General features: G+C 73.5%; 25 protein-coding genes and 2 tRNA genes. 10 read left to right on the forward strand and 17 right to left on the reverse strand.

The genetic code is table 11. The annotated features are described in order from the left end of the window. Window positions 1-34 precede the first annotated feature (34 nt). The 3 genes from ACFV5H_RS29630 to fxsA are packed head-to-tail and all read right to left on the reverse strand — an operon-like array spanning window position 35 to window position 2,789. Window positions 35-1,318, reverse strand: a complete 1,284-nt coding sequence (locus ACFV5H_RS29630; protein ID WP_385051270.1) for an aKG-HExxH-type peptide beta-hydroxylase — start codon at window positions 1,316-1,318, stop codon at window positions 35-37. Continuing rightward, window positions 1,315-2,565: an FxsB family cyclophane-forming radical SAM/SPASM peptide maturase gene (locus ACFV5H_RS29635; RefSeq protein WP_385051268.1), complete on the reverse strand. Its 1,251-nt coding sequence runs from the start codon at window positions 2,563-2,565 to the stop codon at window positions 1,315-1,317. The genes ACFV5H_RS29630 and ACFV5H_RS29635 overlap by 4 nt, the downstream gene beginning before the upstream one ends. Window positions 2,566-2,567: 2 nt before the next feature. After that, window positions 2,568-2,789: an FxSxx-COOH cyclophane-containing RiPP peptide gene (gene fxsA, locus ACFV5H_RS29640; protein ID WP_385051266.1), complete on the reverse strand. Its 222-nt coding sequence runs from the start codon at window positions 2,787-2,789 to the stop codon at window positions 2,568-2,570. A gap of 295 nt (window positions 2,790-3,084) precedes the next feature. Between fxsA and ACFV5H_RS29645 the strand changes: the two genes are divergently transcribed. Beyond that, window positions 3,085-4,746, forward strand: coding sequence for a chloride channel protein (locus ACFV5H_RS29645; RefSeq protein ID WP_385198064.1), 1,662 nt, complete (start codon window positions 3,085-3,087; stop codon window positions 4,744-4,746). On the opposite strand, the gene ACFV5H_RS29650 is transcribed toward ACFV5H_RS29645, so the two are convergent. Both ACFV5H_RS29650 and ACFV5H_RS29655 read right to left on the reverse strand, forming a co-directional pair. Next, window positions 4,707-5,153 carry a CU044_2847 family protein gene (locus ACFV5H_RS29650; protein WP_385051262.1) on the reverse strand — a complete coding sequence of 149 codons (447 nt, stop codon included), beginning with the start codon at window positions 5,151-5,153 and terminating at the stop codon, window positions 4,707-4,709. The genes ACFV5H_RS29645 and ACFV5H_RS29650 overlap by 40 nt on opposite strands. Before the next feature lie 250 nt (window positions 5,154-5,403). Beyond that, a tRNA-Pro gene (locus ACFV5H_RS29655) sits at window positions 5,404-5,477 on the reverse strand. 100 nt (window positions 5,478-5,577) lie between these two features. Between ACFV5H_RS29655 and ACFV5H_RS29660 the strand changes: the two genes are divergently transcribed. Together ACFV5H_RS29660 and cobF are read left to right on the forward strand one after the other, a co-directional pair. Continuing rightward, window positions 5,578-6,102: a DUF309 domain-containing protein gene (locus ACFV5H_RS29660; protein WP_385051260.1), complete on the forward strand. Its 525-nt coding sequence runs from the start codon at window positions 5,578-5,580 to the stop codon at window positions 6,100-6,102. Window positions 6,103-6,158: 56 nt separating this feature from the next. Beyond that, complete coding sequence (cobF, locus tag ACFV5H_RS29665; RefSeq protein ID WP_383340449.1) at window positions 6,159-6,932, forward strand: precorrin-6A synthase (deacetylating); 774 nt, start codon at window positions 6,159-6,161, stop codon at window positions 6,930-6,932. A 264-nt stretch (window positions 6,933-7,196) separates the two neighbouring features. Here cobF and ACFV5H_RS29670 read toward each other — a convergent pair whose 3' ends face one another. Then, window positions 7,197-7,946, reverse strand: coding sequence for a cobalt-precorrin-6A reductase (locus tag ACFV5H_RS29670; RefSeq protein ID WP_385198065.1), 750 nt, complete (start codon window positions 7,944-7,946; stop codon window positions 7,197-7,199). A gap of 121 nt (window positions 7,947-8,067) precedes the next feature. Here ACFV5H_RS29670 and ACFV5H_RS29675 point away from each other — a divergent pair, with 121 nt between their 5' ends. Continuing rightward, window positions 8,068-9,519: a diacylglycerol/lipid kinase family protein gene (locus ACFV5H_RS29675; RefSeq protein ID WP_385051307.1), complete on the forward strand. Its 1,452-nt coding sequence runs from the start codon at window positions 8,068-8,070 to the stop codon at window positions 9,517-9,519. On the opposite strand, the gene ACFV5H_RS29680 is transcribed toward ACFV5H_RS29675, so the two are convergent. Beyond that, complete coding sequence (locus tag ACFV5H_RS29680; RefSeq protein WP_385051256.1) at window positions 9,505-10,278, reverse strand: sulfite exporter TauE/SafE family protein; 774 nt, start codon at window positions 10,276-10,278, stop codon at window positions 9,505-9,507. The genes ACFV5H_RS29675 and ACFV5H_RS29680 overlap by 15 nt on opposite strands. A gap of 75 nt (window positions 10,279-10,353) precedes the next feature. Then, window positions 10,354-11,541 (reverse strand): thiolase family protein, encoded by a 1,188-nt coding sequence (locus ACFV5H_RS29685; RefSeq protein ID WP_385051254.1) that lies wholly within the window; start codon window positions 11,539-11,541, stop codon window positions 10,354-10,356. Between the two features lie 164 nt (window positions 11,542-11,705). Between ACFV5H_RS29685 and ACFV5H_RS29690 the strand changes: the two genes are divergently transcribed. The 6 genes from ACFV5H_RS29690 to ACFV5H_RS29715 all read left to right on the forward strand — a co-directional run bounded on the left by ACFV5H_RS29690 (window position 11,706) and on the right by ACFV5H_RS29715 (window position 14,968). Continuing rightward, window positions 11,706-11,966: a WhiB family transcriptional regulator gene (locus ACFV5H_RS29690; protein ID WP_385198067.1), complete on the forward strand. Its 261-nt coding sequence runs from the start codon at window positions 11,706-11,708 to the stop codon at window positions 11,964-11,966. Beyond that, window positions 11,963-12,445: a Dps family protein gene (locus tag ACFV5H_RS29695; RefSeq protein WP_385051250.1), complete on the forward strand. Its 483-nt coding sequence runs from the start codon at window positions 11,963-11,965 to the stop codon at window positions 12,443-12,445. Before ACFV5H_RS29690 ends, ACFV5H_RS29695 begins: the two co-directional genes overlap by 4 nt. Before the next feature lie 40 nt (window positions 12,446-12,485). Further along, the gene (locus ACFV5H_RS29700) at window positions 12,486-12,818 is read left to right on the forward strand and encodes a DUF3140 domain-containing protein (RefSeq protein WP_385051248.1); all 333 of its coding nucleotides are present in this window, start codon (window positions 12,486-12,488) and stop codon (window positions 12,816-12,818) included. Between the two features lie 5 nt (window positions 12,819-12,823). Continuing rightward, window positions 12,824-13,480, forward strand: coding sequence for an endonuclease (locus ACFV5H_RS29705; RefSeq protein ID WP_385198068.1), 657 nt, complete (start codon window positions 12,824-12,826; stop codon window positions 13,478-13,480). Between the two features lie 116 nt (window positions 13,481-13,596). Continuing rightward, the gene (locus ACFV5H_RS29710; protein ID WP_385198069.1) at window positions 13,597-14,409 is read left to right on the forward strand and encodes an SAM-dependent methyltransferase; all 813 of its coding nucleotides are present in this window, start codon (window positions 13,597-13,599) and stop codon (window positions 14,407-14,409) included. A gap of 31 nt (window positions 14,410-14,440) precedes the next feature. Next, window positions 14,441-14,968: an NUDIX hydrolase family protein gene (locus ACFV5H_RS29715; RefSeq protein ID WP_030868386.1), complete on the forward strand. Its 528-nt coding sequence runs from the start codon at window positions 14,441-14,443 to the stop codon at window positions 14,966-14,968. Between the two features lie 12 nt (window positions 14,969-14,980). Here ACFV5H_RS29715 and ACFV5H_RS29720 read toward each other — a convergent pair whose 3' ends face one another. The 9 genes from ACFV5H_RS29720 to ACFV5H_RS29760 all read right to left on the reverse strand — a co-directional run bounded on the left by ACFV5H_RS29720 (window position 14,981) and on the right by ACFV5H_RS29760 (window position 21,662). Next, window positions 14,981-16,159, reverse strand: a complete 1,179-nt coding sequence (locus ACFV5H_RS29720) for an ABC transporter ATP-binding protein (protein ID WP_385051242.1) — start codon at window positions 16,157-16,159, stop codon at window positions 14,981-14,983. Between the two features lie 25 nt (window positions 16,160-16,184). Beyond that, window positions 16,185-17,018, reverse strand: coding sequence for a carbohydrate ABC transporter permease (locus ACFV5H_RS29725; RefSeq protein WP_385198070.1), 834 nt, complete (start codon window positions 17,016-17,018; stop codon window positions 16,185-16,187). Beyond that, window positions 17,018-17,938 carry a carbohydrate ABC transporter permease gene (locus tag ACFV5H_RS29730; protein WP_385051305.1) on the reverse strand — a complete coding sequence of 307 codons (921 nt, stop codon included), beginning with the start codon at window positions 17,936-17,938 and terminating at the stop codon, window positions 17,018-17,020. Before ACFV5H_RS29730 ends, ACFV5H_RS29725 begins: the two co-directional genes overlap by 1 nt. A 5-nt stretch (window positions 17,939-17,943) precedes the next feature. Then, on the reverse strand, window positions 17,944-19,227 hold the full coding sequence (locus ACFV5H_RS29735; protein ID WP_385051238.1) for an ABC transporter substrate-binding protein: 1,284 nt from the start codon (window positions 19,225-19,227) through the stop codon (window positions 17,944-17,946). A gap of 146 nt (window positions 19,228-19,373) precedes the next feature. After that, the gene (locus ACFV5H_RS29740; RefSeq protein WP_385198071.1) at window positions 19,374-19,724 is read right to left on the reverse strand and encodes a hypothetical protein; all 351 of its coding nucleotides are present in this window, start codon (window positions 19,722-19,724) and stop codon (window positions 19,374-19,376) included. A 183-nt stretch (window positions 19,725-19,907) separates the two neighbouring features. Next, a tRNA-Pro gene (locus ACFV5H_RS29745) sits at window positions 19,908-19,981 on the reverse strand. Window positions 19,982-20,115: 134 nt separating this feature from the next. Continuing rightward, window positions 20,116-20,505 (reverse strand): MmcQ/YjbR family DNA-binding protein, encoded by a 390-nt coding sequence (locus ACFV5H_RS29750; protein ID WP_385051234.1) that lies wholly within the window; start codon window positions 20,503-20,505, stop codon window positions 20,116-20,118. Between the two features lie 30 nt (window positions 20,506-20,535). After that, entirely contained in the window at window positions 20,536-21,081 is a 546-nt protein-coding gene (locus ACFV5H_RS29755) for a GNAT family N-acetyltransferase (protein ID WP_385198072.1), read from the reverse strand. Next, window positions 21,078-21,662: a helix-turn-helix domain-containing protein gene (locus tag ACFV5H_RS29760; protein WP_385198073.1), complete on the reverse strand. Its 585-nt coding sequence runs from the start codon at window positions 21,660-21,662 to the stop codon at window positions 21,078-21,080. Before ACFV5H_RS29760 ends, ACFV5H_RS29755 begins: the two co-directional genes overlap by 4 nt. Window positions 21,663-21,689 lie beyond the last annotated feature (27 nt).

The raw sequence follows: 21,689 nt of genomic DNA on the forward strand, positions 1-21,689 counted from the left end.
GCCCTCGCCCGCTCCCGTGGGCCGGGCGGCGGCCTCACGGGAGCGGGCGACGGTCCCGCTCTTCCCGGCGGTCCCGCTCCTCCCACGAGGCGAGGACGGCGCGCAGGGCACCGAGTAGCCGCCGGCCCTCCTGCGTCGTCCAGTCGTCGTGGGCGGTGAGGGTGGCGAGGGCGGTCGCGGCGGCGCGCCGGCTGTGCTCGTACAGCCGCCGGGCGGCGGGGTCGCCGAGCCGCAGTTCGGTGCGCCAGAAGCCGGCCGTGACGAGGAAGGCGGAGCTGCCCTGGAGCAGCGCGGCAGGCGGGCGGGGCCGATCGCTCCAGGGGGCGTCGGCCCGGGCTCCGGGCGGGGAGTCGAGCAGTTCGACGAGGTCCATGGCGGCGTAGAGCAGCGAGTGCTGGGTCTCGTGGACGAGGTCCGCGGCGAGTTCGGCCGGGTCGTCGACCGGGGAGAGCGCGACCCGTCCGGTCGCGTCGCCGAACGAGGCACTGCGCCAGCCGGTTCCGTCCTCCTCCGTGAGCGGCACGAGCACGCGCAGCACCTCCGCGACCGTCTCCGCCCGCTCGGGGTGGCGTTCCGTCAGCAAGCGCCACATGCCGTCGAGCCGGCGGACCCAACCCGCGTGCTCGGCGGGCGGCAGGGGGCGGGGAGGCAGGGGCGCGGGGCCGCCGAGCCGCAGCGGGTCGAGGGTGTCGAGCCGTACGGCGGCCCGGCCGCCGAGGCGCAGCCGCGGCACGGGGAACCAGCCCCCGGTGCCGTCGGGCCCGGCCGCCGGGGCGCCGTGGAGCGGTACCGGCCGCTCTCCGTCCCGTACGGCCGCGGCGCCGCTCCCGTCGCACAGGACGGTGGCGGCACCGGGGCCCGGGGCCGGGAAGAGGACAGCGCCGAGCCCGGGCAGAACCAGCGCCGTACCGTCCGCGACCGGCACCCGGATCCGGAAGCGGAGCCCGGCGCGGAGGGCCGCCGCGGCGGCGAGACGGGCGAGTCCGGCAGCGGGTTCGCGGCCGGTGCCGCGCGCGGCACCGGCCTCGGCGACGCGGGGAGGGGCGTGCCGTGCGAGCCAGGCGCCGGCCTCCGGGTCGCCGAGCAGTTCGGCGAAGACCTCCGGCCGGGCGCGCCGGACCTCGGCGAGCAGGGCCACCGCCGCCGCCCAGTGCGGGTCGGCCCGGTGACACCGGTGGGCGACGCGGAGCAGCAGGAGGTTGCGGTTGCGGCGGGCGGTGCGCAGAGCGGCGAGGACGGCCGGACCGGGGGTACCGGCGGCCAGGGACTCCCAGAAATCCTGCCGGGAAGCGCGCGGGGACAGGGACCGGGTGCTCATCGGCCGTGCTCCGCGCCCCGGCGGCCCGGAGTCCGCCCCGCCGTCTGCTCTGCCTTCGCCGCCGCCCCTGTCCTCGTCACCGCCTTCGCCGTCGTCGGGAAGTCGGCGGCGACGGTCCGTGCCACATGGCCGATGAACCGGGCGAGGTCGGGGCAGTACACGGACGGGTTGTCGTGACCCGCGCCGCCGGATCCCGCCCGGTAGCGGTGCGGGTAGTGGCCACCGCCGCACACGGCGACCAGCGGGCAGGCCCGGCAGCCGGCGCAGAGCCCCGCCCGGCCGGCCTGGCGGGCCGCGACGCCCGGGTGGCGGAGCAGCGCGTCGAACGGGTCACGGTGCACGCTGAGTCCCGTACGGTCGGCCCCGTCGTAGGTGGTCTTGAGATGGTCGGAGAGCGTGAGCGAACCGTCGGTGTCGATCACGGCGAGCCGGCTCGGGCCGCCGCCGATCACCTCGCTGCCGGAGGCGCCGCCGAGCAGCAGGTCGATCACCGACTCGAAGAGGGTGACGCGCGGCGCCCGGCCCGCGCTTCCGTACCAGCGGTCGAAGACCTGGACGAGCCAGTCGGCGTACGGGGTCCGGGCCGGGTCCGGGACGCGGCCGGGCGGGGGGACGGTCCAGTTGCCGAGCGGCAGGATGAAGGTGAGGGCGGGCGGGTCGTACGAGAGCAGGTGGTCGTACGTGGTGAGCGGGTCGGTCGTCGGGTCGACCGTGGTGAGCAGTCCGCTCCAGAGCGGACGGTGCTCCGGGCGGGCGAGGAGTTCCAGCACGGCGGCCACCCGGGCGTGGCTGCCGCGGCCGGCCGGGTCGCGGCGGTACCGGTCGTGCACGGCGGGCGGGCCGTCCAGGCTGACACCGATCCGGATGTCCTCCGTACGGCAGAGCCTCAGGACCGTCTCGTCGAGGAGGGTGCCGTTGGTCTGGAGGGCCACCTCGGCGCGGGTGGCGGCGGGCAGCGCGGCCCGCAGTCCGCGGACGAACCGGGCGAGGAACTCCCCGCCCGCGAGCAGGGGTTCGCCGCCGTGCAGGATCACCCGGACGGAACGGAGGGCGTGGCGGCGGGCGTGCTCGGCGATCCGCAGGACGAGCCGCCCGGCCGTCGCGGGGGCCATTACGACCGGCTGGGTGCGCCAGCCCCGGTCCTCGCTCTCGTACACGTAGCAGTAGCGGCAGGCGAGGTTGCAGCGGCTGTGCACCTTGACCAGGAACTCCCGGAACGGGAGCGGCGGCCGGGACCGCTCGGGCACGGTCACACCGGGGGGTCGTCGATGGGCACGGCGGACGAGTTGTAGGCGGCGAGCGGCGCCTCCTCGGCCATCAGCCGGTCGAGGACGCGCCGGGCGGCGCGGGCGAGCACCGGGTTCGGCGCGTCGAGGAGCTCCTCCAGCGGAAGCCCCGCGAGATCCGGGAGATCCGGAAGACAGGGAACCCCCGGCAGATCCGGCAGATCCGCCGGTTCCGTCCGGTCCATCGGTTCCGGCGCCCTCGCGGGCGGTACGACGTCCGGACCTCGCTCGAGTGGACCGGCCCTCATGCACTCCCCCTGTCGCGCGCGTGTCCCACGGCCCGCCCGCCTCCGGTGTCTTTGCGCCTCGTCGTGCGCGGAGCTGTGCGGGCTCCTCTACCTGTCATGGCCACCTATCGACCCCGCCAAACAGATGACCGATTCATCGACAGTGCGATCGAGGCGGCGCGGCGATGGCGCGGGCCTGCCTCCCCCTGGGCCACAATACGTGCGACGCGGCCCGAACAGCCAGGGAGTTCCGATGAGTTGGAAGCGAAAGACCACAGGCCCTCGCTCCACCACCGATCACCCCCTGCCACGGTCCGTGGCCCGGCTCTTCCCCTCCCCGGAGGCCTCGGCCGACCCGCTGTCCCGCTGGATCGTGCCGGCCCTGCTGATCGGCGCGGTGGCGGGGCTGGGCGCGGTGGCGCTGTTCGGACTCCTGCATCTGTGTACCGAGTTACTCCTCGAAAACATCGCCGGATTCCGCCCGTACCGGACCTCCGCCGAGGGCGGCTTCCGTGAACTGGTCCCGTCCGAACGCCCCTGGGCCGTTCCGCTGGTGGCCGCCGGGGGTGCGCTCCTCGCCACCGCGTTCGCCGTCTGGCTGGCCCCCGAGGCGCGCGGGCACGGGACGGACTCCGCGATCGCCGCCGCCCACCACGGCCCGTCCGGGATGCGCGGCCGGACGACGGTGGTGAAGCTCGTCGCGTCGGCGCTGACCCTCGGTTCCGGCGGTTCGGGCGGTACGGAGGGGCCCGCCGCGCAGATCTCGGCGGCGTTCGGCTCGGTGATCGCCCGTCGCACCGGCATGTCCCGGCGACAGGCCCGCACCGCCCTGGTGATCGGTCTCGCCTCGGGCGTCGGCGCGATCTTCCAGGCCCCGCTGGGCGGGGCGCTGCTCGGCGCGGAGCTCCTGTACCGCAGGGAGATGGACGCCCGGGTGCTGCCGAAGGCGCTCGTGGCGGCCTGCGCGGGCTGGCTGGTCTTCGGCGCGTGCTACGGCTTCGCGCCCGTCCTCGGGCGGCACTCGGCGGACGGACCGGGCTTCGGGGCCGGCGACTTCGTCCTGATCGCCGTGACCGGGCTGCTGTGCGGACTGGCCGGCCGGCTCTACACCGGCGCCTTCTACGCCGTGCACCTGCGCACCGAGGACCGCGTCCGGTCCGTACCGGCCAGGATCGCCGCCCCGGCGGTCGCCGCCCTGTTCGTGGGCGTCCTCGGGCTGCTGGTGCCCGGTGTGCTCGGCACGGGGTACGGCCTGATGGAGGCGCTCACCGACCGCGAACTCGTCGCCGGGCTTCCCGTACTGATGCTGCTCGCCATCCCGCTCGCGAAGATCGCGGGCACGGCCCTGACCGTCGGTTCCGGCGGCTCCGGCGGCATCTTCGGACCGTGCATGGTCGTGGGCGCGGGGACGGGCGCGCTCGCCTGGCGCGTCGGCGAGGCGCTGCACCTGCCGTCGGCCGGACCGCTCCCGTACGTGGTGGTGGGCATGGCGGCCTGCCTGGGCCCCGTGGCCAACGCGCCGCTCGGCGTGCTGGTCATGGCGACGGAGATGGTCGCGGACGCCTCCCTCCTGGGGCCGGGCATGCTGGCGGTCCTGTGCGCGTCGGCGGTGACGGGACGCACGACGCTGTACCGGAGTCAACTGGAGCGTCGGCCGCGGGAGACGGCCGGGGAGCAGGACGAGGCGACGGAGAGCCGGTCCGGGACGGCGCACACCCCGGACCCGGTTCCGGCGGCGGCCCGCACTCCCGTTCGGGAACCCGGGCCGGAGCCGAAGCCCGCGCCCGTGCCCGCCGGCGGGGCGACGGTGGCGGGCGGCTCCACGGCGAGCCCCGCGGCCGAGCCGGTCGCCACTCCCGCGGTCCCGCCGGCGGCTCAGCCCTCGCCGTCCGCCCCCGCCTGCGCGCCCGACTGACCCCCGGCCGCGCCGTCCCCGTTCCCGCCTCCGGCCGGGGGCGCTTCGTCCTCCTCGGGCCGTCGGGGCCGCTCGCCCCGCTCCCAGACCACCTTGACCTTGAGGTGCCCCTCGACCCCGGTACGGGCGATCACCGCACCGGTCTCCACGTTGAACTTCACCCCGAACTCGAGCTCCACCGTCGACGGCGGGGCGGGCAGCGACACCATCCGCTCCAGGGTCCGCCCGGCCATCTGCCGGACCTGGTCGAGCCCTTCCTCGAACCGTCCCGCCGCGACGTCCACGGCACCGTTCCCCGACCGGTCACGGCTCCGGGCCCGTACGATCTCCGGATCCTGGTCCTCGAAAGCCACGTACACCGCGGCATCCCCGTCGCCGAGTCCGAACCGCGCCAGCTCCTCCGGCATGTCCCCTCCGCCCGCTCCGGACCGGGCCGTGCGCCCGGCGGCGCCAGCCTACGGCGCGAGGCGCCGGAGCACACCGGAACGGACCGCCCCCGAACCCCTCACCGAACAGGCCTGACGGAGCGCTCCCGGCCCCGTCGTCGCGGTCACCGCGGCGGCCCCACGACACCTGTCCCCGGTCGGCGCCCCGGAAACGGCCAGGGGCCATTCCAGCTCTTCGCTGGAATGGCCCCTGGACCGCGACTTCGCAAAGTCGGGACGACAGGATTTGAACCTGCGACCCCTTGACCCCCAGTCAAGTGCGCTACCAAGCTGCGCCACGTCCCGGTGCGCTCACACGGGGTGAATCCGCGTGATCGCGCGGACAGCACTTTACCCCACGCCCCCGGCGCGGCCCGAATCGGAGCGGGCGCGGGACAATCGGCGTATGGGCAGCATGGAGAGCACGTCGTCGGGCCGGACGGCCGCCGCGCGGGACCGGGACAGTGAGGGGCGGGCGCGCAACGCCCGGCCGCGGGACGGACTCGGACGGCCCCTGCCGTACGGCGCACCGGGGGTGCCCCGGCAGCCCGAGGGGGTGGTGCGGCGGCCGGAGGAGAGCATCGCGGAGGCGCAGCGACTGCTGGACGAGGGGAAGCCGTTCCACGCGCACGAGGTGTTCGAGGACGCCTGGAAGTCGGGGCCGGAGGAGGAGCGCGAGCTGTGGCGGGGGCTGGCGCAGCTCGCCGTGGGGCTCACCCATGCCGCGCGCGGGAACGTCACCGGCGGGGCGCGGCTGCTGCGGCGCGGGGCCGGTGCGGCGGAGGCGTGGGCCCCGGGAGCCGGCCACCGGCCGCACGGGATCGATCTCCCGGGCGTGATCGCCTGGGCCCGTGGGCTGGCCGCCGAGGTGGAGGCGGGCGCCCCGGTGGACGCGGGGGCGCGGGCGCCCCGGCTGCGTGGGGACTCCTGACGGAGGGACCGGGTGCGGTGCGCGCACGGTCAGTGGCGTGCGGCAGACTCGGGGGCGTGCGAGAGATTCATGTCATCGGTATCGGCGCGGGCGACCCCGACCAGCTGACCCTGCAGGCGGTCAGGGCGCTGCGGAGCACGGACGTGTTCTTCATCCTGGACAAGGGCGAGGCGAAGGCGGACCTGACCCGGCTGCGCCGGGACATGCTCGACACGCACGTACCGGGGGGTGCCTACCGCGTCGTCGAGGCACGTGACCCGGAGCGGGACCGGACGGCCGGCGGATCGGCCTACTCCCCCGCCGTCGGGGACTGGCGCAGTGCCCGCGCGGACATCTACGAGCGGATGATCTCCGAGGAGCTGGGTGAGGACCAGACCGGGGCGTTCCTGGTGTGGGGGGATCCGGCGCTGTACGACAGCACGATCGGCATCCTCGAGGAAATCCTGGAGCGCGGCCGTGTCGCCTTCGACTACGACGTCGTACCGGGCATCAGCAGTGTGTCGGCGCTCGTCGCCCGGCACCGGACCGGGCTCAACCGGGTCGCCCGCCCGGTGCAGATCACCACGGGGCGGCGGCTCGCCGAGGGGTTCCCGGAGGGCGTGGACGACGTGGTGGTGATGCTGGACGCCCACCAGAGCTTCCGCGCGTACGCCGACCAGGACGTCGACATCTACTGGGGCGCCTACATCGGCACGCCGGACGAGATCCTCGTCTCCGGGCCGCTGGCCGAGGCGGCTCCCCGTATCGAGCGGCTCCGCGCGGAGGCCCGCGAGCGCAAGGGCTGGATCATGGACACGTACCTGCTGCGCCGCAGACCGGCCGAGGGCTGAGCGGCCGGTCGGGCACGGCGGGCCGCCGGCCCGCCGGGGCGCACCCGGGCGGAGTGCCGGGCCGCCGGTCACGACCGGCCGGGGACGGCCGGCGCAGGGCCCCGGGACGCCACCGGCGGCGGTCGCGCCGCACGGTGGGGGCGGGCGGCGCACGACGACGGCCCGGAGGCCCGGGCTGCGGGCCTCGGTGAAGGTGACGACCGACCGCGTCCCGCGCGGCGGGGCGCGGGCTGCGGGGCCGGGCACGAGGCGAGCCGTCCGGCCTCAAGGCCGGACGAGGGTGTCCAGCCGGCGCAGGACCGTCGGTACGTCCTCGACCGCCACGACGCCGTCCGGCAGCGGCGGGCGTCGAACGACGACGACCGGGAGGGCGAGGTCGCGGGCCGCGGTGAGTTTGGCGGCGGTCGCCGCGCCGCCGCTGTCCTTGGTCACCAGTACGTCGACGCGGTGGTCGCGCAGGAGGGCCGTCTCGTCGGCCACGGTGAAGGGGCCGCGGGCCAGCAGCACGCGCGTGTGCGGCGGCACGGGCGGCTCGGGGGGCTCGACCGACCGGACGACGAAGCACAGGTCCGTCAGACGGGCGAAGGCCGCGAGGCCGAGGCGGCCGGTGGTGAGGAGGACCCGGCGTCCGAGCCGGGGCAGCAGGTCGGCGGCCGCGTCCAGTGACGGGACCGGGTGCCAGCGGTCGCCGGGGCCCGGCTGCCAGCCGGGGCGGCGCAGCACCACCAGGGGCAGCCCGGTGGCGGTCGCGGCCCGTGCCGCGTTCGCCGTGATGGTCTCCGCGAAGGGGTGCGTGGCGTCGACCACCGCGTCCACGCGCTGCTCGCGCAGCCAGTCCGCGAGCCCCCGGGCTCCGCCGAAACCGCCGACGCGCAGCTCGCCGGCGACCGCGCCCGGCCGGGTCACGCGTCCCGCGAGGGAGGTGGTCACCCTGAGGCCGGGGCGGACGGACAGCTCGCCGGCCAGTGCGCGTGCCTCGGTGGTGCCGCCGAGGACCAGGACGTGGGGGGACATGGCGCCGAGGGTACGAGGCCCGGACGCCGCGACCGGCACCGGCCCGCCCGACGAAGATCGGCATCCGGCCGCACGCACGTACGCACACGCCCTACGATGACGCCGGGTGACTGGAGGAAGCATGGCCGTGGACTGGAGCAGGCGGGGCTATCACGCCCAGCGATGGGCGGCGCGGGGGGCGCTGGCCGCCGCCGCGCTCGCGGTGTCGACCCCCCTCGTCTACGGCGGGCTGCGCGGTCTGCTGCTGCTGGTGTGCGGGATCGCCGGAGTGGGGCTCAGCGCGGCCGCCCTGTGGTGGACACTGACCCTGCGGGGACCGCTGCGGTGGGTGTCCGCGCTGGTCGCCGTGTGTCTGCCGGCCGGGCTGATCGCCCTGTTCGCCGTGACCCTGTTCTGGTCGCTGCCGGTGTCCCTGGCCCTGTGGGGGCTGGCGGTGTGGAGCGGACGGTTCGCGCTGCGCGGCACGGGCGGCGGACAGGCCCAGGTGCGGGAGCGGCGGCTGCCGCCGCCCCGGCGACCGGTGCTGATCATGAATCCCCGGTCGGGCGGCGGCAAGGTGGGCCGGTTCCGGCTGCGGGAGAAGGCGGAGCGCCTGGGCGCCCGGGTGGTGCTGCTCGAACCCGGCAGGCAGCACGACGTCACCGCGCTGGCCCGGGCCGCCGTCGCGGACGGCGCGGATCTGCTGGGCGCCGCCGGCGGCGACGGCACGCAGGCGCTGGTGGCGGCCGTGGCCGCGGAGCACGACATCCCGTTCCTGGTCATCAGCGCCGGGACGCGCAATCACTTCGCCCTGGACCTCGGTCTCGACCGCGGCGACCCGGCCGCCTGTCTCGACGCGCTCACGGACGGTGTCGAGCTCCGCGTCGACCTGGGTTTCGCGGGTGAGCAGCCGTTCGTGAACAACGCCTCCTTCGGCGCGTACGCGGCGATCGTGCAGAGCCCCGCCTACCGCGACGACAAGATAGGCACCAGCCTGGAGATGCTGCCCGACCTGCTCACCGGCCAGCAGGGGCCCCGGCTGGTGGCCCGCGCGGGGGACACGACGCTCACCGCGCCGCAGGCCGTGCTGGTCAGCAACAATCCGTACCGCACCGGCGACCCCTTCGGCCTCGGGCGGCGGGAGCGGCTCGACTCCGCCGCGCTCGGCGTCCTCGGGGTGAGGCTGGAGGGCGCCATCAGCGCCGCCGCCCTGCTGCTGAACCCCGAGCCGAGCGGGCTCACCATCGTGACCGCCACCGAGGTCGTCGTCGAGGCGGACCGCGCGGAGATCGAGGCCGGGGTCGACGGGGAGGCCATGGTCCTGCCCGCCCCCGTCCACTGCCGCATCGCACCCGGCGCGCTGCGCGTCCGGGTCCCGCGCAGGCGGCCCGGCGTCACACAGGCCCCGCCGCGACTGGACTGGCGGCGGCTGCGCAAGCTGGCGGCGACGGTCGGCCGCACCGCCGCGCCGAGCCGGCTCCACCGCCCGTACGAGGCCCCGTACGACCCGCAGCGGCCGGCCGCACCGCACACGGACCCGGACGGGCCGAACGGGCGCAACGAACCGGCCGGGCCCCGCTCAGGGCACCAGTAGCTGGACGCCGCCCACCACCGTCGCCGCGATCACCAGCCGTTCGAAGAGCCGCTGGTCGATCCTGTTCACCGCCCATTTGCCGAGGAACGCGCCGGGCACCACGAACAGCACCAGCGCGGCGTCGAGGAGGAGCGAGTCGGCGTCGATCAGGCCGAGGCCGGCGCTGAAGGGCAGCTTGGAGGTGTTGACGATCAGGAAGAAGAACGCCGAGGTGCCCAGGAAGCCGAGTTTCCGGAAGCCCGCGGAGAGCAGGTACATCGACATCACCGGACCGCCCGCGTTGGCGACCATGGTGGTGAAGCCGCCGAGGACGCCGTAGGAGCGGGCCTTGGCGCGGCCGGCCCGGGTGGTGACCCCGTCGGGCTCCCTCCCCGCGTCGGCCGTCCGCCGCCGCCACACCGTCACCCCGGCCATCAGCAGCAGGATCGCCCCGATGGAGACCCGTACGATCCCGTCGTCCGCCCACACCAGGAACAGGGTTCCCACGACGACGCCCGCCGCGACCGCCGGGAACAGCCGCCACAGCGTGGGCCAGTGGGCGTGCCGGCGGTAGGTGAGGACGGCGAGCACGTCCCCGGCGATCAGAACGGGCAGCAGGACGCCGGTGGAGGCCTTGGCGGGCAGCACGGCGGCGAAGACGGCGAGGCTGACCGTGTTGGCCCCGCTGACGGCGGTCTTGGAGAAGCCGACGAGCAGGGCCGCGAAGGCGAGCGCGGCGAATTCCCAGCCGTTGAGGTGCCAGAGCGTCATCATGTTCATTGCGAGGACAGATGCTATGCGCAGGCAATCGACGCCGGTAAGGACCGTCTCGCCCGATGGCGCCCGGGGCGCCGGTCAGTGCCTCTCGACCAGCACCGCGCTGCCCTGCCCCACGCCCACGCACATGGTGGCCAGTCCGCGTTCGGCGCCGGTGCGGCGCATGCGGTGCAGCAGGGTGGTGAGGATGCGGGCGCCGGAGCAGCCCAGCGGGTGGCCGAGCGCGATGGCGCCGCCGCTGGGGTTGACCAGGCCGGGGTCGATGCCGAGCTGGTCGACGCAGGCCAGGGCCTGGGCCGCGAACGCCTCGTTGAACTCGGCCTCCTGGAGGTCGCCGATCGCCCAGTCGGCGCGGGCGAGCACCTTGCGGGTGGCGGGGACGGGGCCGATGCCCATGACGTCCGGGTGGACGCCGGCGGAGGCGCCGGCGACGTAGCGGCCGAGCGACTCCAGGCCCAGCTCGTTCAGGGCCTCCTCGCTGACCAGGATCAGGCCGGCGGCGCCGTCGTTCATCGGGGAGGCGTTGCCCGCGGTGACCGAACCGCCCGCGCGGAACACCGGCTTCAGCCGGCCCAGCTTCTCGATCGAGGTGTCCTCGCGGACGCACTCGTCGGTGTCGACGACCACCCCGTCCGGGCGGGTCACGGGCAGGAGTTCGTCGTCGAAGTGGCCGTTCTTGCGGGCTTCGGCGGCGCGCTGGTGGCTGCGCAGGGCGAACTCGTCCTGGCGTTCGCGCGGGATGCCGTACCGGGCGGCGACCTCCTCGGCCGTCTCGCCCATGGCCAGCACCCCGTGGAGGTCCTTCATCGCGGGGTTGACCAGCCGCCAGCCGAGGCGGGTGTCGGCGGTCTCCATGCGGTGCGGGAGGGCCTCGTCGGGACGGGGCAGGACGAACGGGGCGCGGCTCATCGACTCGGAGCCGCCGGCGACGACGATGTCGGCCTCGCCGGCCGCGATGGTGCGGGCGGCGGTGGTGACGGCCTCGAGGCCGGAGGCGCACAGCCGGTTGACCGTGGCGCCCGGCACGGACTCGGGGAGCCCGGCGAGCAGCGCGGCCATGCGGGCGACGTTGCGGTTGTCCTCGCCGGCCTGGTTGGCGGCGCCCCAGTAGACCTCGTCGACGCGGGCCGGGTCCAGCTCGGGCACGTCGGCGACCAGGCCGCGGATCACGGCGGCGGCGAGGTCGTCGGGCCGTACGGTGGAGAGGGCTCCGCGCAGTTTGCCGATGGGGGTGCGGCGGGCGGCCGCGAAGTGGACGGGACGCACGAGGGGACTCCTGACCGATGCCGATGGCTGTGCTGTGGGGTCGGCGACTACTCTTAATTAGCACCGCTAGTTTTTGACTATAGACCGCCGGGCGGCTCCCTGGGAAGCTCCCCACCGGCCATGGGCCGGGTTTGCGCCCGGGGGCCAGGGGCACCCGCGCGTTCATGGAGTGGTTGCGGAGCGCGGCCTGTGCGGGAGAGGACACGGAGCTGTTCTTCCCCGTCGGGTCGACGGGGCCGGCACTGCGGGACCTCGCCGCCGCCGAGCGCGTCCGCGCGCGGTGCCGGGCGACCCCGCGGTGTCCCGGCTTCGCGCTCGACAGCGGTCCGGCCTCGGGCGTCCGGGGCGGCACCGGCGAGGACGAGCGCGAGGCACCGCTCCGTCGGACCACGGACGATTCGAGAAGGAGGAACAGCACCCCATGACCGTTGTGAGGAGCACCCTGCCCGACGAGGCCCGCCGGGTTTCCTGCGAGGCCCTCCAGGACACCCTGGTGGACCTGCTCGGGCTGTCGCTGATCGGGAAGCAGGCGCACTGGAACGTCGTGGGTCCGCGGTTCCGTTCCATCCACCTCCAGCTGGACGAGGTGGTCTCCGCCGCGCGCACCCACGCCGACACGGTGGCGGAACGGGCCGCGGCGCTCGGTGTGCCGCCGGACGGCCGCCCGGAGACCATCGCCAAGGTCTTCTCGCTGCCGGCCCCGAACGAGGGCTGGCTGCGTGACTCCCAGGCCGTCGAGGTGATGACGGAGGCGCTCGGCGCGGCCGTCGTGCGCCTGCGCGAACGCATCGACGCCACCGAGAAGGCGGACCTGGTCACCCAGGACCTGCTGATCTCGATCACCGCCGAACTGGAGAAGCAGCGCTGGATGTTCGAGGCGGAGAACTTCCCCGGCGAGTCCTGACCGTCACGGCACCGAAACACACGCACACAAGGGGCACATCATGAGCGACGCCCTCGAGATGGACGCGCTGTGGGACGACTTCCACCGCGTGGTGAACATGACCTCGGCGGAACTGGCGGCCTGGCTGCGGGTGAGTGACGCCGACGAGACGACCGAGCCGCTGCCGGACCGGGCCGGCAGCGAGACGGGACAGCACGTCCTCGCCATCCTGCAGAAACGCCGCACCGACCTCACCGAGGACGATCTGCGGGTGATGGAGGAGGTCGTGGACGCCGTCACGGCGCAGACGGACCCGGAGAACGAGCCCGTGGCCGAGGACACGCCCCGTCGGCACCGTCTGATGACCCTCGGCCACGACCCGCTCAAGCCGTAACCGCCGTGGCCGGCCGGGACGAGCGGGTGGTCCGTGCCCTCGTCGACGCGCACGGCCGGACGTACGCGGAGGAGACCGGCATCGGGCTGAAGGACACCCCTCAGCCGCTGTACCGGCTGCTGGTGCTGGCCCATCTGCTCAGCGCCCGTATCAAGGGGTCGATCGCCGTGGCCTCCGCCCGTGCCCTGCACGAGGCGGGGCTGCGCGACCCCCGCCGCATGGCGGAGGCCGGCCGGCGGGAAAAGGTGGACGCGCTCGGCCGGGGCGGCTACCGGCGCTACGACGAGCGCACCGCGACCCAACTGGGCGACGGAGCCGAGCTGCTGATCGAACGCTGGGGCGGCGACCTGCGCGGACTCCGCGAGGAGGCGGACGGCGACGTCGGCGAACTGCGCCGTCTGCTGCGGGAGTTCCCCGGTGTGGGCCCGGCGGGCGCCGACATCTTCCTGCGCGAGGTCCAGCGTGTCTGGCCGGAGGCGGCGCCGCTGCTGGACACCAAGGCCCTTGACGGCGCACGGCGGTTGGGGCTGCCGCAGGACCCGGACCGGCTCCTCTCCCTCGCGGGACGCACCGAACCGGCCGTCCTCGCGGCGGCGTTGGTCCGCGCGGCGACCGACAGACACGTGGCCGAGGACGCACTCGGCCAGGCCGAGGACACATGACCTCGCGTCAACAGGGCTTTTCCACTCCCCCATTCGCGGGACAACGTGATCACCACGCGGCACAATGGCCGCGGCGGCCCGATCACGGCCGTACGGGCAAGGGAGAGGGAGAGACCGTGAGTGAGAGCCACACCCCGCCGAGCGGCTCGGCGAGGCTGAACACCGGTGTGGCGCACAACGCGCGCGTGTGGAACTACTGGATCGGCGGCAAGGACAACTACGAGGTCGACCAGCAGGTCGGTGACCACGTCGCCTCGATCAACCCGGTGATCCGGGACATCGCCCGCGCGGACCGGGACTTCCTGGGCCGGGCGGTGACGTATCTGACCCGCGAGCGCGGTGTGCGGCAGTTCCTCGACATCGGCACCGGCCTGCCGACGGCGGACAACACCCATGAGATCGCGCAGCGGATCGCGCCGGACTCGCGGATCGTCTACGTCGACAACGACCCGATCGTGCTCGTCCACGCCCGCACCCTGCTGACCGGCACGCGCGAGGGCGCCACCGACTACATCGACGCCGATGTGCACGACCCGGACGCCATACTGGAACGCGCCGCCGGCACCCTGGACGTCACACGGCCCGTCGCGGTGATGATGCTGGGGATCCTCAACTTCGTGCTCGACACCGACAAGGCCAGGGAGATCACCCGCCGGATCATGGCGGCGGTGCCCTCCGGCAGCTTCCTGGTCCTCACCCACCCCACGTACGACCCCGAGGTCGGCGGCGAACTGCAGGTCCCGGCCATGGAGTTCTGGAACGCGAACGCCACTCCCCCGATCACCGCCCGGAGCGCCGCGGACATCACCGCGTTCTTCGAGGGACTGGAACTGGTGGAGCCCGGCCTGGTGTCCTGCTCGCAGTGGCACGCCGCCTCCGACTCCGCCGTCGCGGTCCCGCAGTACGGCGCGGTGGCCGTGAAGCCCTGACCCCTGAAAGTATGATCAAGCAATGTCTGACATGACCGAAACCACGCCGGGCTGGCTGTCCTCCGACGACCTGGAGATGGCACGCGCCCAGATGCCGATCCTGTACGTCGAGGCCGTGCCCGTGCGCGTCGACGACAGCGGTGAAGTCACCAGCGTCGGTCTGCTGCTGCGCATCGGGCCCGACGGAACGGTCAGCCGGACTCTGGTCTCCGGCCGGGTGCTGCACCACGAACGGGTCCGGGACGCCCTGCTGCGCCATCTGGAGAAGGACCTCGGCCCGGTGGCGCTGCCGCGCGTCCCGGCGTCGCTGCAGCCGTTCACGGTCGCGGAGTACTTCCCCACGCAGGGCATCACCCCCTTCCACGACCCCCGTCAGCACGCGGTGTCGCTGGCGTACATCGTGCCGGTGACGGGCGACTGCCGGCCCCGGCAGGACGCCCTCGACCTGGTGTGGTTCAGCCCGCAGGAGGCCGTGTCGCAGGCGGTGCAGAGCGAGATGCCGGGCGGTCACGGGGTGCTGCTGAAGCAGGCCCTGGCCCACGCGGGCTGCGTGATCTGACGCGGGGGCGCTCTAGCTCCCCGCGTGGGTGAGGTTGGTGCCGGTCGACGGGTCGAAGACATGGGCCTTGCCCATGTCGACCCGGAGTTCGACGGGGGCGCCCTCGCGGGCCCGGGTGGCGGCGTTCAGCCGGGCCACGATCTGCTGGGTTCCCCCGGCCCCGGTGTCGCGCGCGCCCGAGTCCGTGGCGAGTTCCTCCAGTTCGGCGGTGGTCACCGGACCGCCCTCCGCGCTGAAGTAGACGTACGCGTCGGAGCCCAGTGACTCCAGCACGTCCACGGTGGCGGTGACGACGGGACCGCCGGTCTCCCGTGCCAGGCTCGCGTCCTCGAAGGCCTCGGGGCGCAGCCCGACGATCACCTCGCGCGGCGCGTCCCGCCGTTCCAGCACCCGGCGCGTACGGTCGTCGAGGGGCAGGTCGCCCAGCGGGGTGCGCAGGACGCCGCCGGACAGGGAGGCGCCCACGAAGTTCATCGCCGGGGAGCCGATGAAGCCCGCGACGAACAGGTTGCGCGGCATGTCGTAGAGCTGGGCGGGGGTGCCGACCTGCTGGACCAGGCCCTGCCGCATCACCACGACCCGGTCGCCGAGCGTCATCGCCTCGGTCTGGTCGTGGGTGACGTACACGGTGGTGGTGCCCAGGCGGCGCTGCAGCCGGGAGATCTGGGTGCGCATCTGCACCCGGAGCTTGGCGTCCAGGTTGGACAGCGGTTCGTCCATGAGGAACGCCTTGGGATCACGGACGATCGCCCGTCCCATCGCCACCCGCTGGCGCTGTCCGCCCGAGAGGTTGGCGGGTCTGCGGTCCAGGAAATCGCTCAGGTCGAGCACCCGGGCGGCCTCCTCGACCTTGCTGTCGATGACGGCCTTGTCCACCTTGGCCAGCCGCAGCGGGAAGCCCATGTTCTCCCGCACGCTCATGTGCGGGTACAGGGCGTAGCTCTGGAACACCATGGCGACGTCGCGCTCCTTGGGGGCGAGGTCGTTGACGACCCGGCCGCCGATGCGCAGGGTGCCCTCGGTGATGTCCTCGAGCCCGGCGATCATGTTCAGGGTGGTCGACTTGCCGCAGCCGGACGGGCCGACCAGGATCACGAACTCGCCGTCGGCGATGTCGAGGTCCACCTCCCGCACGGCGAGGGAGCCGTCGGGATAGCGCTTGGTGACTCCCTCTAGGACGATCTCGGCCATGGGCGGCGCCTCCTTGCCTTCACGCTCATCCCTTGACCGCCCCGGAGGTCAGTCCGGCGACGATCCGCCGCTGGAAGAGCAGGACGAAGATGATGATCGGGACGGTGATCACCACGGCGGCGGCGGCGATCGACCCGGTGGGCTGCTGGAACTGCGAGCTGCCGGTGAAGAACGCGATCGCGGCGGGGACCGTGCGCGCGGACTCGGTGGAGGTCAGCGAGATCGCGAACAGGAAGTCGTTCCAGCAGAAGATGAAGACGAGGATGGCGGTGGTGAACACGCCGGGCGCGGCGAGCGGCACGATGACCAGCCGGAAGGCCTGCGCGGGCGTGGCACCGTCCACCTTGGCGGCCTTCTCCAGGTCCCAGGGGATCTCCCGGAAGAACGCCGACAGGGTGTAGATCGCCAGCGGCAGCGAGAAGGTCATGTACGGGATGATCAGCCCGGGCCAGGTGTCGAAGATCCCGATGATCCGCTCGATGTTGAACAGCGGGGAGACCAGGGAGATCGGCGGGAACATGGCGATGAGCAGCGACATGCCGATGAGGATCTGCTTGCCGGGGAACCGCAGCCGGGCCACGGCGTAGGCGGCCATGGTGCCGAGGACCACCGCGATCACGGTGGCGATCAGGGCGATGCCGATCGAGTTGATCAGCGCCCGGGTGAACTCGGAGGTCTGGAAGATGCCCCGGTAGTTCTCGAAGGTCCAGTCCCGCGGGATGTAGTCGCCGTCGGTGAGGGTGCCGGGGTCCTTGAACGACAGCGCGGCGATCCACCACACCGGGAACAGGGCGTACAGCACCACCACGACGTTGACGAAACCCCACCGGGTGGCGTGCGACGTGCCCGCGGCGGCCATCAGCGCTTCACCTCCGCGCCCGGTGCGGCGGCGCCGAACAGCTTGACGAAGGTGAAGGCGATGATCCCGACGCAGAGGAAGATCAGGACCGAGATCGCCGACCCGATGCCCAGGTTCAGCGCGGTGAACAGGTTGTCGTAGCCGAGGATCGACAGGGAGCCGGTGCCGTGGGCGCCCGAGGTCAGGACGTAGATGTTGTCGAAGATCCGGAACGCGTCCAGGGTGCGGAAGAGCAGGGCGACCAGGATGGCCGGTTTCATCAGCGGCAGCATGACCTTGGTGAACCGCTGCCAGGGGGTGGCGCCGTCGACCATGGCCGCCTTCAGGGTCTCCTCGGGGACGAGGGCGAGGCCGGCCAGCAGGAGCAGCGCCATGAACGGGGTGGTCTTCCACACCTCGGCGAGGACGATCAGCCACAGCGCGGGCCACTGTTCGGTGAGCGGGGCGTCGCCGCTGGGCAGCAGCTCGGCGAGGTAACCGAGTTCGGGGGTCCAGGCGTACTGCCAGGAGAAGGCGGCGACGACGGTGACGATGCCGTACGGGACGAGGACCGCGGTGCGCACCGTGCCGCGCGCGAAGAGCGTGCGGTGCATCACCAGGGCGAGGCCCATGCCGAGGACGAGCTCGATCGCCACGGACACGGCGGTGAGGAACACCGTGACCCAGAAGGCGTCCCACCAGAACGGGGAGGACAGCACCGCGCCGTAGTTGCTCAGGCCCACGAACTCGGCCCGTGCCGGGAAGCGCAGGTCGTAGCGCTGGAGGGACAGGTAGACCGCGTAGCCGATGGGGTAGGCGGTCACGGCGACCATGACCAGGACGGCCGGTGCGCACAGCAGCCAGCCCAGTCGGCGCTCCTGCCTGGCGCCGGCGGAGAGGGGCTTCCTGCCCTTCGCCCTGTCCTTCGCCGGCTCTGCCATGGTGCTCACGGGATCACACCCTCGGATCGCAGGGCCTGGTCGATCTGTTCCCCGATGGTGTCGACCGCGCTCTCGGGCTCGATCTCCGACGGCGGGGACAGGGTGTGGGAGACGGCGATCGACACGTTCTGGTAGGCGGGGGTGAGCGGCCGTACGCTCGCCCTCTCCAGGGAGGACAGGACCTCCTCGGAGAAGGGGTACTGCTTCATGAAGGCGGGGTCGTCGTAGAGGGCGCGCAGGGTGGGCGGGAGTCCGCCCTCGAGCGCGGCGGTGAGCTGGTTCTCCCGGTCGCGCAGGCACAGGGCCGCCTCGAAGGCCAGACCGGGGTGGCGGGAGTAGGCGCTGACGGCGAGGTCGATGCCGCCGACGGTGGGGCGGGACGGGCGGTCGGCGTCGACGCGGGGGTAGGGCGCCCATCGGAAGTCCTTGAACAGCCGCGGGTTGTTCGCCTTCATCGACGGATAGACGAACGGGTAGTTGATTTCGAAGGCCGCGACGCCGGACTCCATGGCCAGGCGGTTCTGGTCCTCCATCTGGTTGGGCAGGGAGGGGTCGGCGGCCGGGGAGTTCGCGAGGTCGCGCATGATCGAGGCGGCCCGTACGGCGGGCGGTCCGAGGGAGGGCTCGGTGGCGCTCGGGTCGAGGATGGAGCCGCCCGCGCTGTTGACCAGGGAGTTGAACCAGACGGTCAGGCCCTCGTACTGGGCGCCCTGGATCTCCACGTAGTGCGGTTCGCCCCGCCGGGCGAGCTCGCGGGACATGTTCAGCATCTCGGACCAGGTCTTCGGCGGGGTGGGCACCAGGTCCTCGCGGTACCACAGGAGCTGGATGTTGGTGTTGTACGGAACGGCGTACAGCTTGCCCTTCCAGGTGGCCGTCTGCAGGGGGACGCGGAGCGTGCCCTCGGTGGCCCGGCGTTTCGTCTCGCCGGTCCACTCCCGGATCCAGCGGGCCTCGGCGAACTCGGCGGCCCAGGTGACGTCGAGGCCCAGGATGTCGAGGGAGTCGTCCTCGGCGGCGAGCCTGCGCACCAGCTGCTGGCGCTGGCCGTCGGCGGCGCGGGGCAGTTTGTGGTAGCTGATGCGGTAACGGCCGCCGGACGCCCGGCTGCAGCGGTCGGCGGCCTGCTGCAGGGCGCCGGAGTCGTCGGGGAAGTTGTACCAGTCGAGGGTGGGCCGGGAGGTGTCCTCGTCACCGCCGCAGGCGGCGAGCACCGATGCCAGCAGGGTCAGCGCGACCAGCGCCCGCGTCCGTCGCGGCCTTCCGGTACGTCCGCGCCTCGCGTGCACGCGCTCCACACCTCGCTTCCGGGATCGCGGCGCGGGTGTCCGACCCCGCTGCGGCGCCTACCCGGCGAACGTTAAACAGGACATAGGTCGATATCAAGGACATTCGCTGATGATTCACCCCGGGCGTTCGGCGTGCGGGTGCCGGTTCAGCCGGTGGAACAGCCCGGCACCACCGGGCCGGTCCCGTAGACCACGACGACGGCCCGGGCGCGGCTGTCGAGGCCGGGCCCGGGCATCGTGCGGTTCGGACGGGTTCGGCGACGATCTTCGGCGTGCGGGGAGCGGTGAGGCTCCGGGCCGTCTTCTTCGACGAGGGCCTCCTCCCCGCGCTCGGCCGTGACCTGCTCGGCGCACGTCGGGTCGCGCGGCTTCCCCGTGCACCACGCCGGGTCCGCGGGCGAGGTGCGGCCCGGGACCGTCACGGCCGTGGTCGCGGCCGGTGCCGCGCGGAGGGAGGCGAGCAGAGCCCTCGTCCCGCCATCACCATTCCTGATCATGGGTGAATTCATGCCGCCGGCTCCGGCGGATCGCCGGCCGACGATCGCGGTAGACCTTGGCGGTACTCCGTCAGGCGCACTCAACCGTGGTTGCGGGCGGCCCCTTCGGCCGGTGCGTGGAGAAATGACGAAGAGGCCGTCTCGGGCATCCCCGATACGGCCTCCGACCTGCTGCTCAACAAGTCGGGACGACAGGATTTGAACCTGCGACCCCTTGACCCCCAGTCAAGTGCGCTACCAAGCTGCGCCACGTCCCGCTGCCCGTCTGACCTGGGGATTCCCCGGGCCGAACGCGCACGGAAACCATACCGCACTCCGGGCGGTGATCGCGCACTCGTTTACGACCACCGGCCCTCCCCGGGGCCCGACCGGGCCGGGACGACGAGGCCGGTCACCCCGGCGACCGGCGGTCCGAGGCGTGTCGGTCCGCGGGCGGCAGACCCAGCCGGGGGTGCGCCTCGAGGAGCCGGGCCGAAGCCGCCTGGCGCCAGGAGTCGGCGAGGATGTCGCGCAGCTCGTCCTCGTTCTCCAGGGCGGCGAGACGGACCCTGACCCAGGCGAACTGTGCCTCGTGGCCGGCGATCCAGAACTTCCCCGGTTCGGCGAGGGCCAGTTCGTCGCGCTCCTCCTTGGGGCAGCGCACGGCGATGGAGGTCTCGTCCTCGGGCAGGGTGGCGAACATCTTCCCCGCGACCCGGAACGTGGGCATGCTCCAGGCGACCTTCTCCGTGGTGTCCGGCAGGGACAGGGCGATCCGTCGTACGTCTTCGGCATCCGGCATGGCAGGCACCGTAGCGGCCGGCACTGACACTCACCCGGGGGCGGGCGGTACGGGGCCCGTTCCCGGACGCTTGTAGTAGATCGTCGTCGGCCGCAGCACCCCGGCGGGGTCCGCCGCGTAGTCGGGGATGGCGCCGACGGGAATCCAGCCGGAGGAGCGGTAGAGGTGCTCGGCCGGACTGCCGGTCTCGGTGTCCAGGTGCAGCAGGGTGACGCCCCGCGCGGCGGCGGCCTCCTCCGCGACGGCCAGCAGCCGCCGGCCGAGGCCCCGGCCGCGGGCCGCGCGGTGCACCATCAGCTTCACCAGTTCCGCACGGTGGGCGCTGTTGGGCTTGTCGGGGAGGGCGAGGCTCACGGTGCCCAGCACCCTTCCGGGTTCCTCGTACGCCACCCACACCGCGAGCCGGCCGGCGGCGACGGCCGTGGCCCGTTCCTTCCACCAGGCGACCGCCTCCGCGCGGTCGAGCGGGGCGAGGAAGCCGACGGAGGCTCCACCGTCCACCGTGTCGGCCAGCAGCTCGGCCAACGACGGTGCGAGACGGTCCAGTCGAGCGGCGTCCAGCCGGACGGTGTTCACGGTCGCACCACCGCCATCACGTAGCGCACGCTTCCGGGGCCGGGGCAGCGGAACCGGGTGGGTCCCCAGACGCGGAGTCTGAGGCAGTCGCCGTCGCCGAGACGGTGCTCGACGTCCTCGGCCGTCACGACGAGGGTTCCCTCCAGGACCCAGATGTGCTGTTCCAGGCCGGGGACGGGCGGCCGGTCGTAGGAGATGTCCGCGCCGGCGTCGAGCCGGCCCTCTACGAGTTCGCCGCGCAGCCCGCCGTGCGGCGGGGACACGGAGCGGCGGACGAAACCGGAGGCCCTGTCCTCCCACACGGGCTGGTCGGCGGCCCGCACCACCGGCGCGGGCTCCGCCTCGATCTCGCTGAGCAGCTGGGACATGGTCCGCCCGTAGACGGCGCACAGCCGGTTGAGCAGGGAGGCGGTGGGACTGGTCTCCGCCCGCTCGGCCCGGGACAGCGTGGACCGGCTGATCCCACTGCGCTCCGCCAGCTCTCCGAGCGACCAGCCGTGCTCGCTCCTCAGCCGGGACAGTCGCGCACCGAGCCGGACGTCGACGGGGTCCGGAGCACCTCCGGACTTCTCGTGTTTCATATTCGGGACGGTATACCAGATTCGAGA

The sequence above is a fragment of the Streptomyces sp. NPDC059787 genome (assembly GCF_042732315.1).
Lineage (GTDB): Bacteria > Actinomycetota > Actinomycetes > Streptomycetales > Streptomycetaceae > Streptomyces > Streptomyces atrovirens.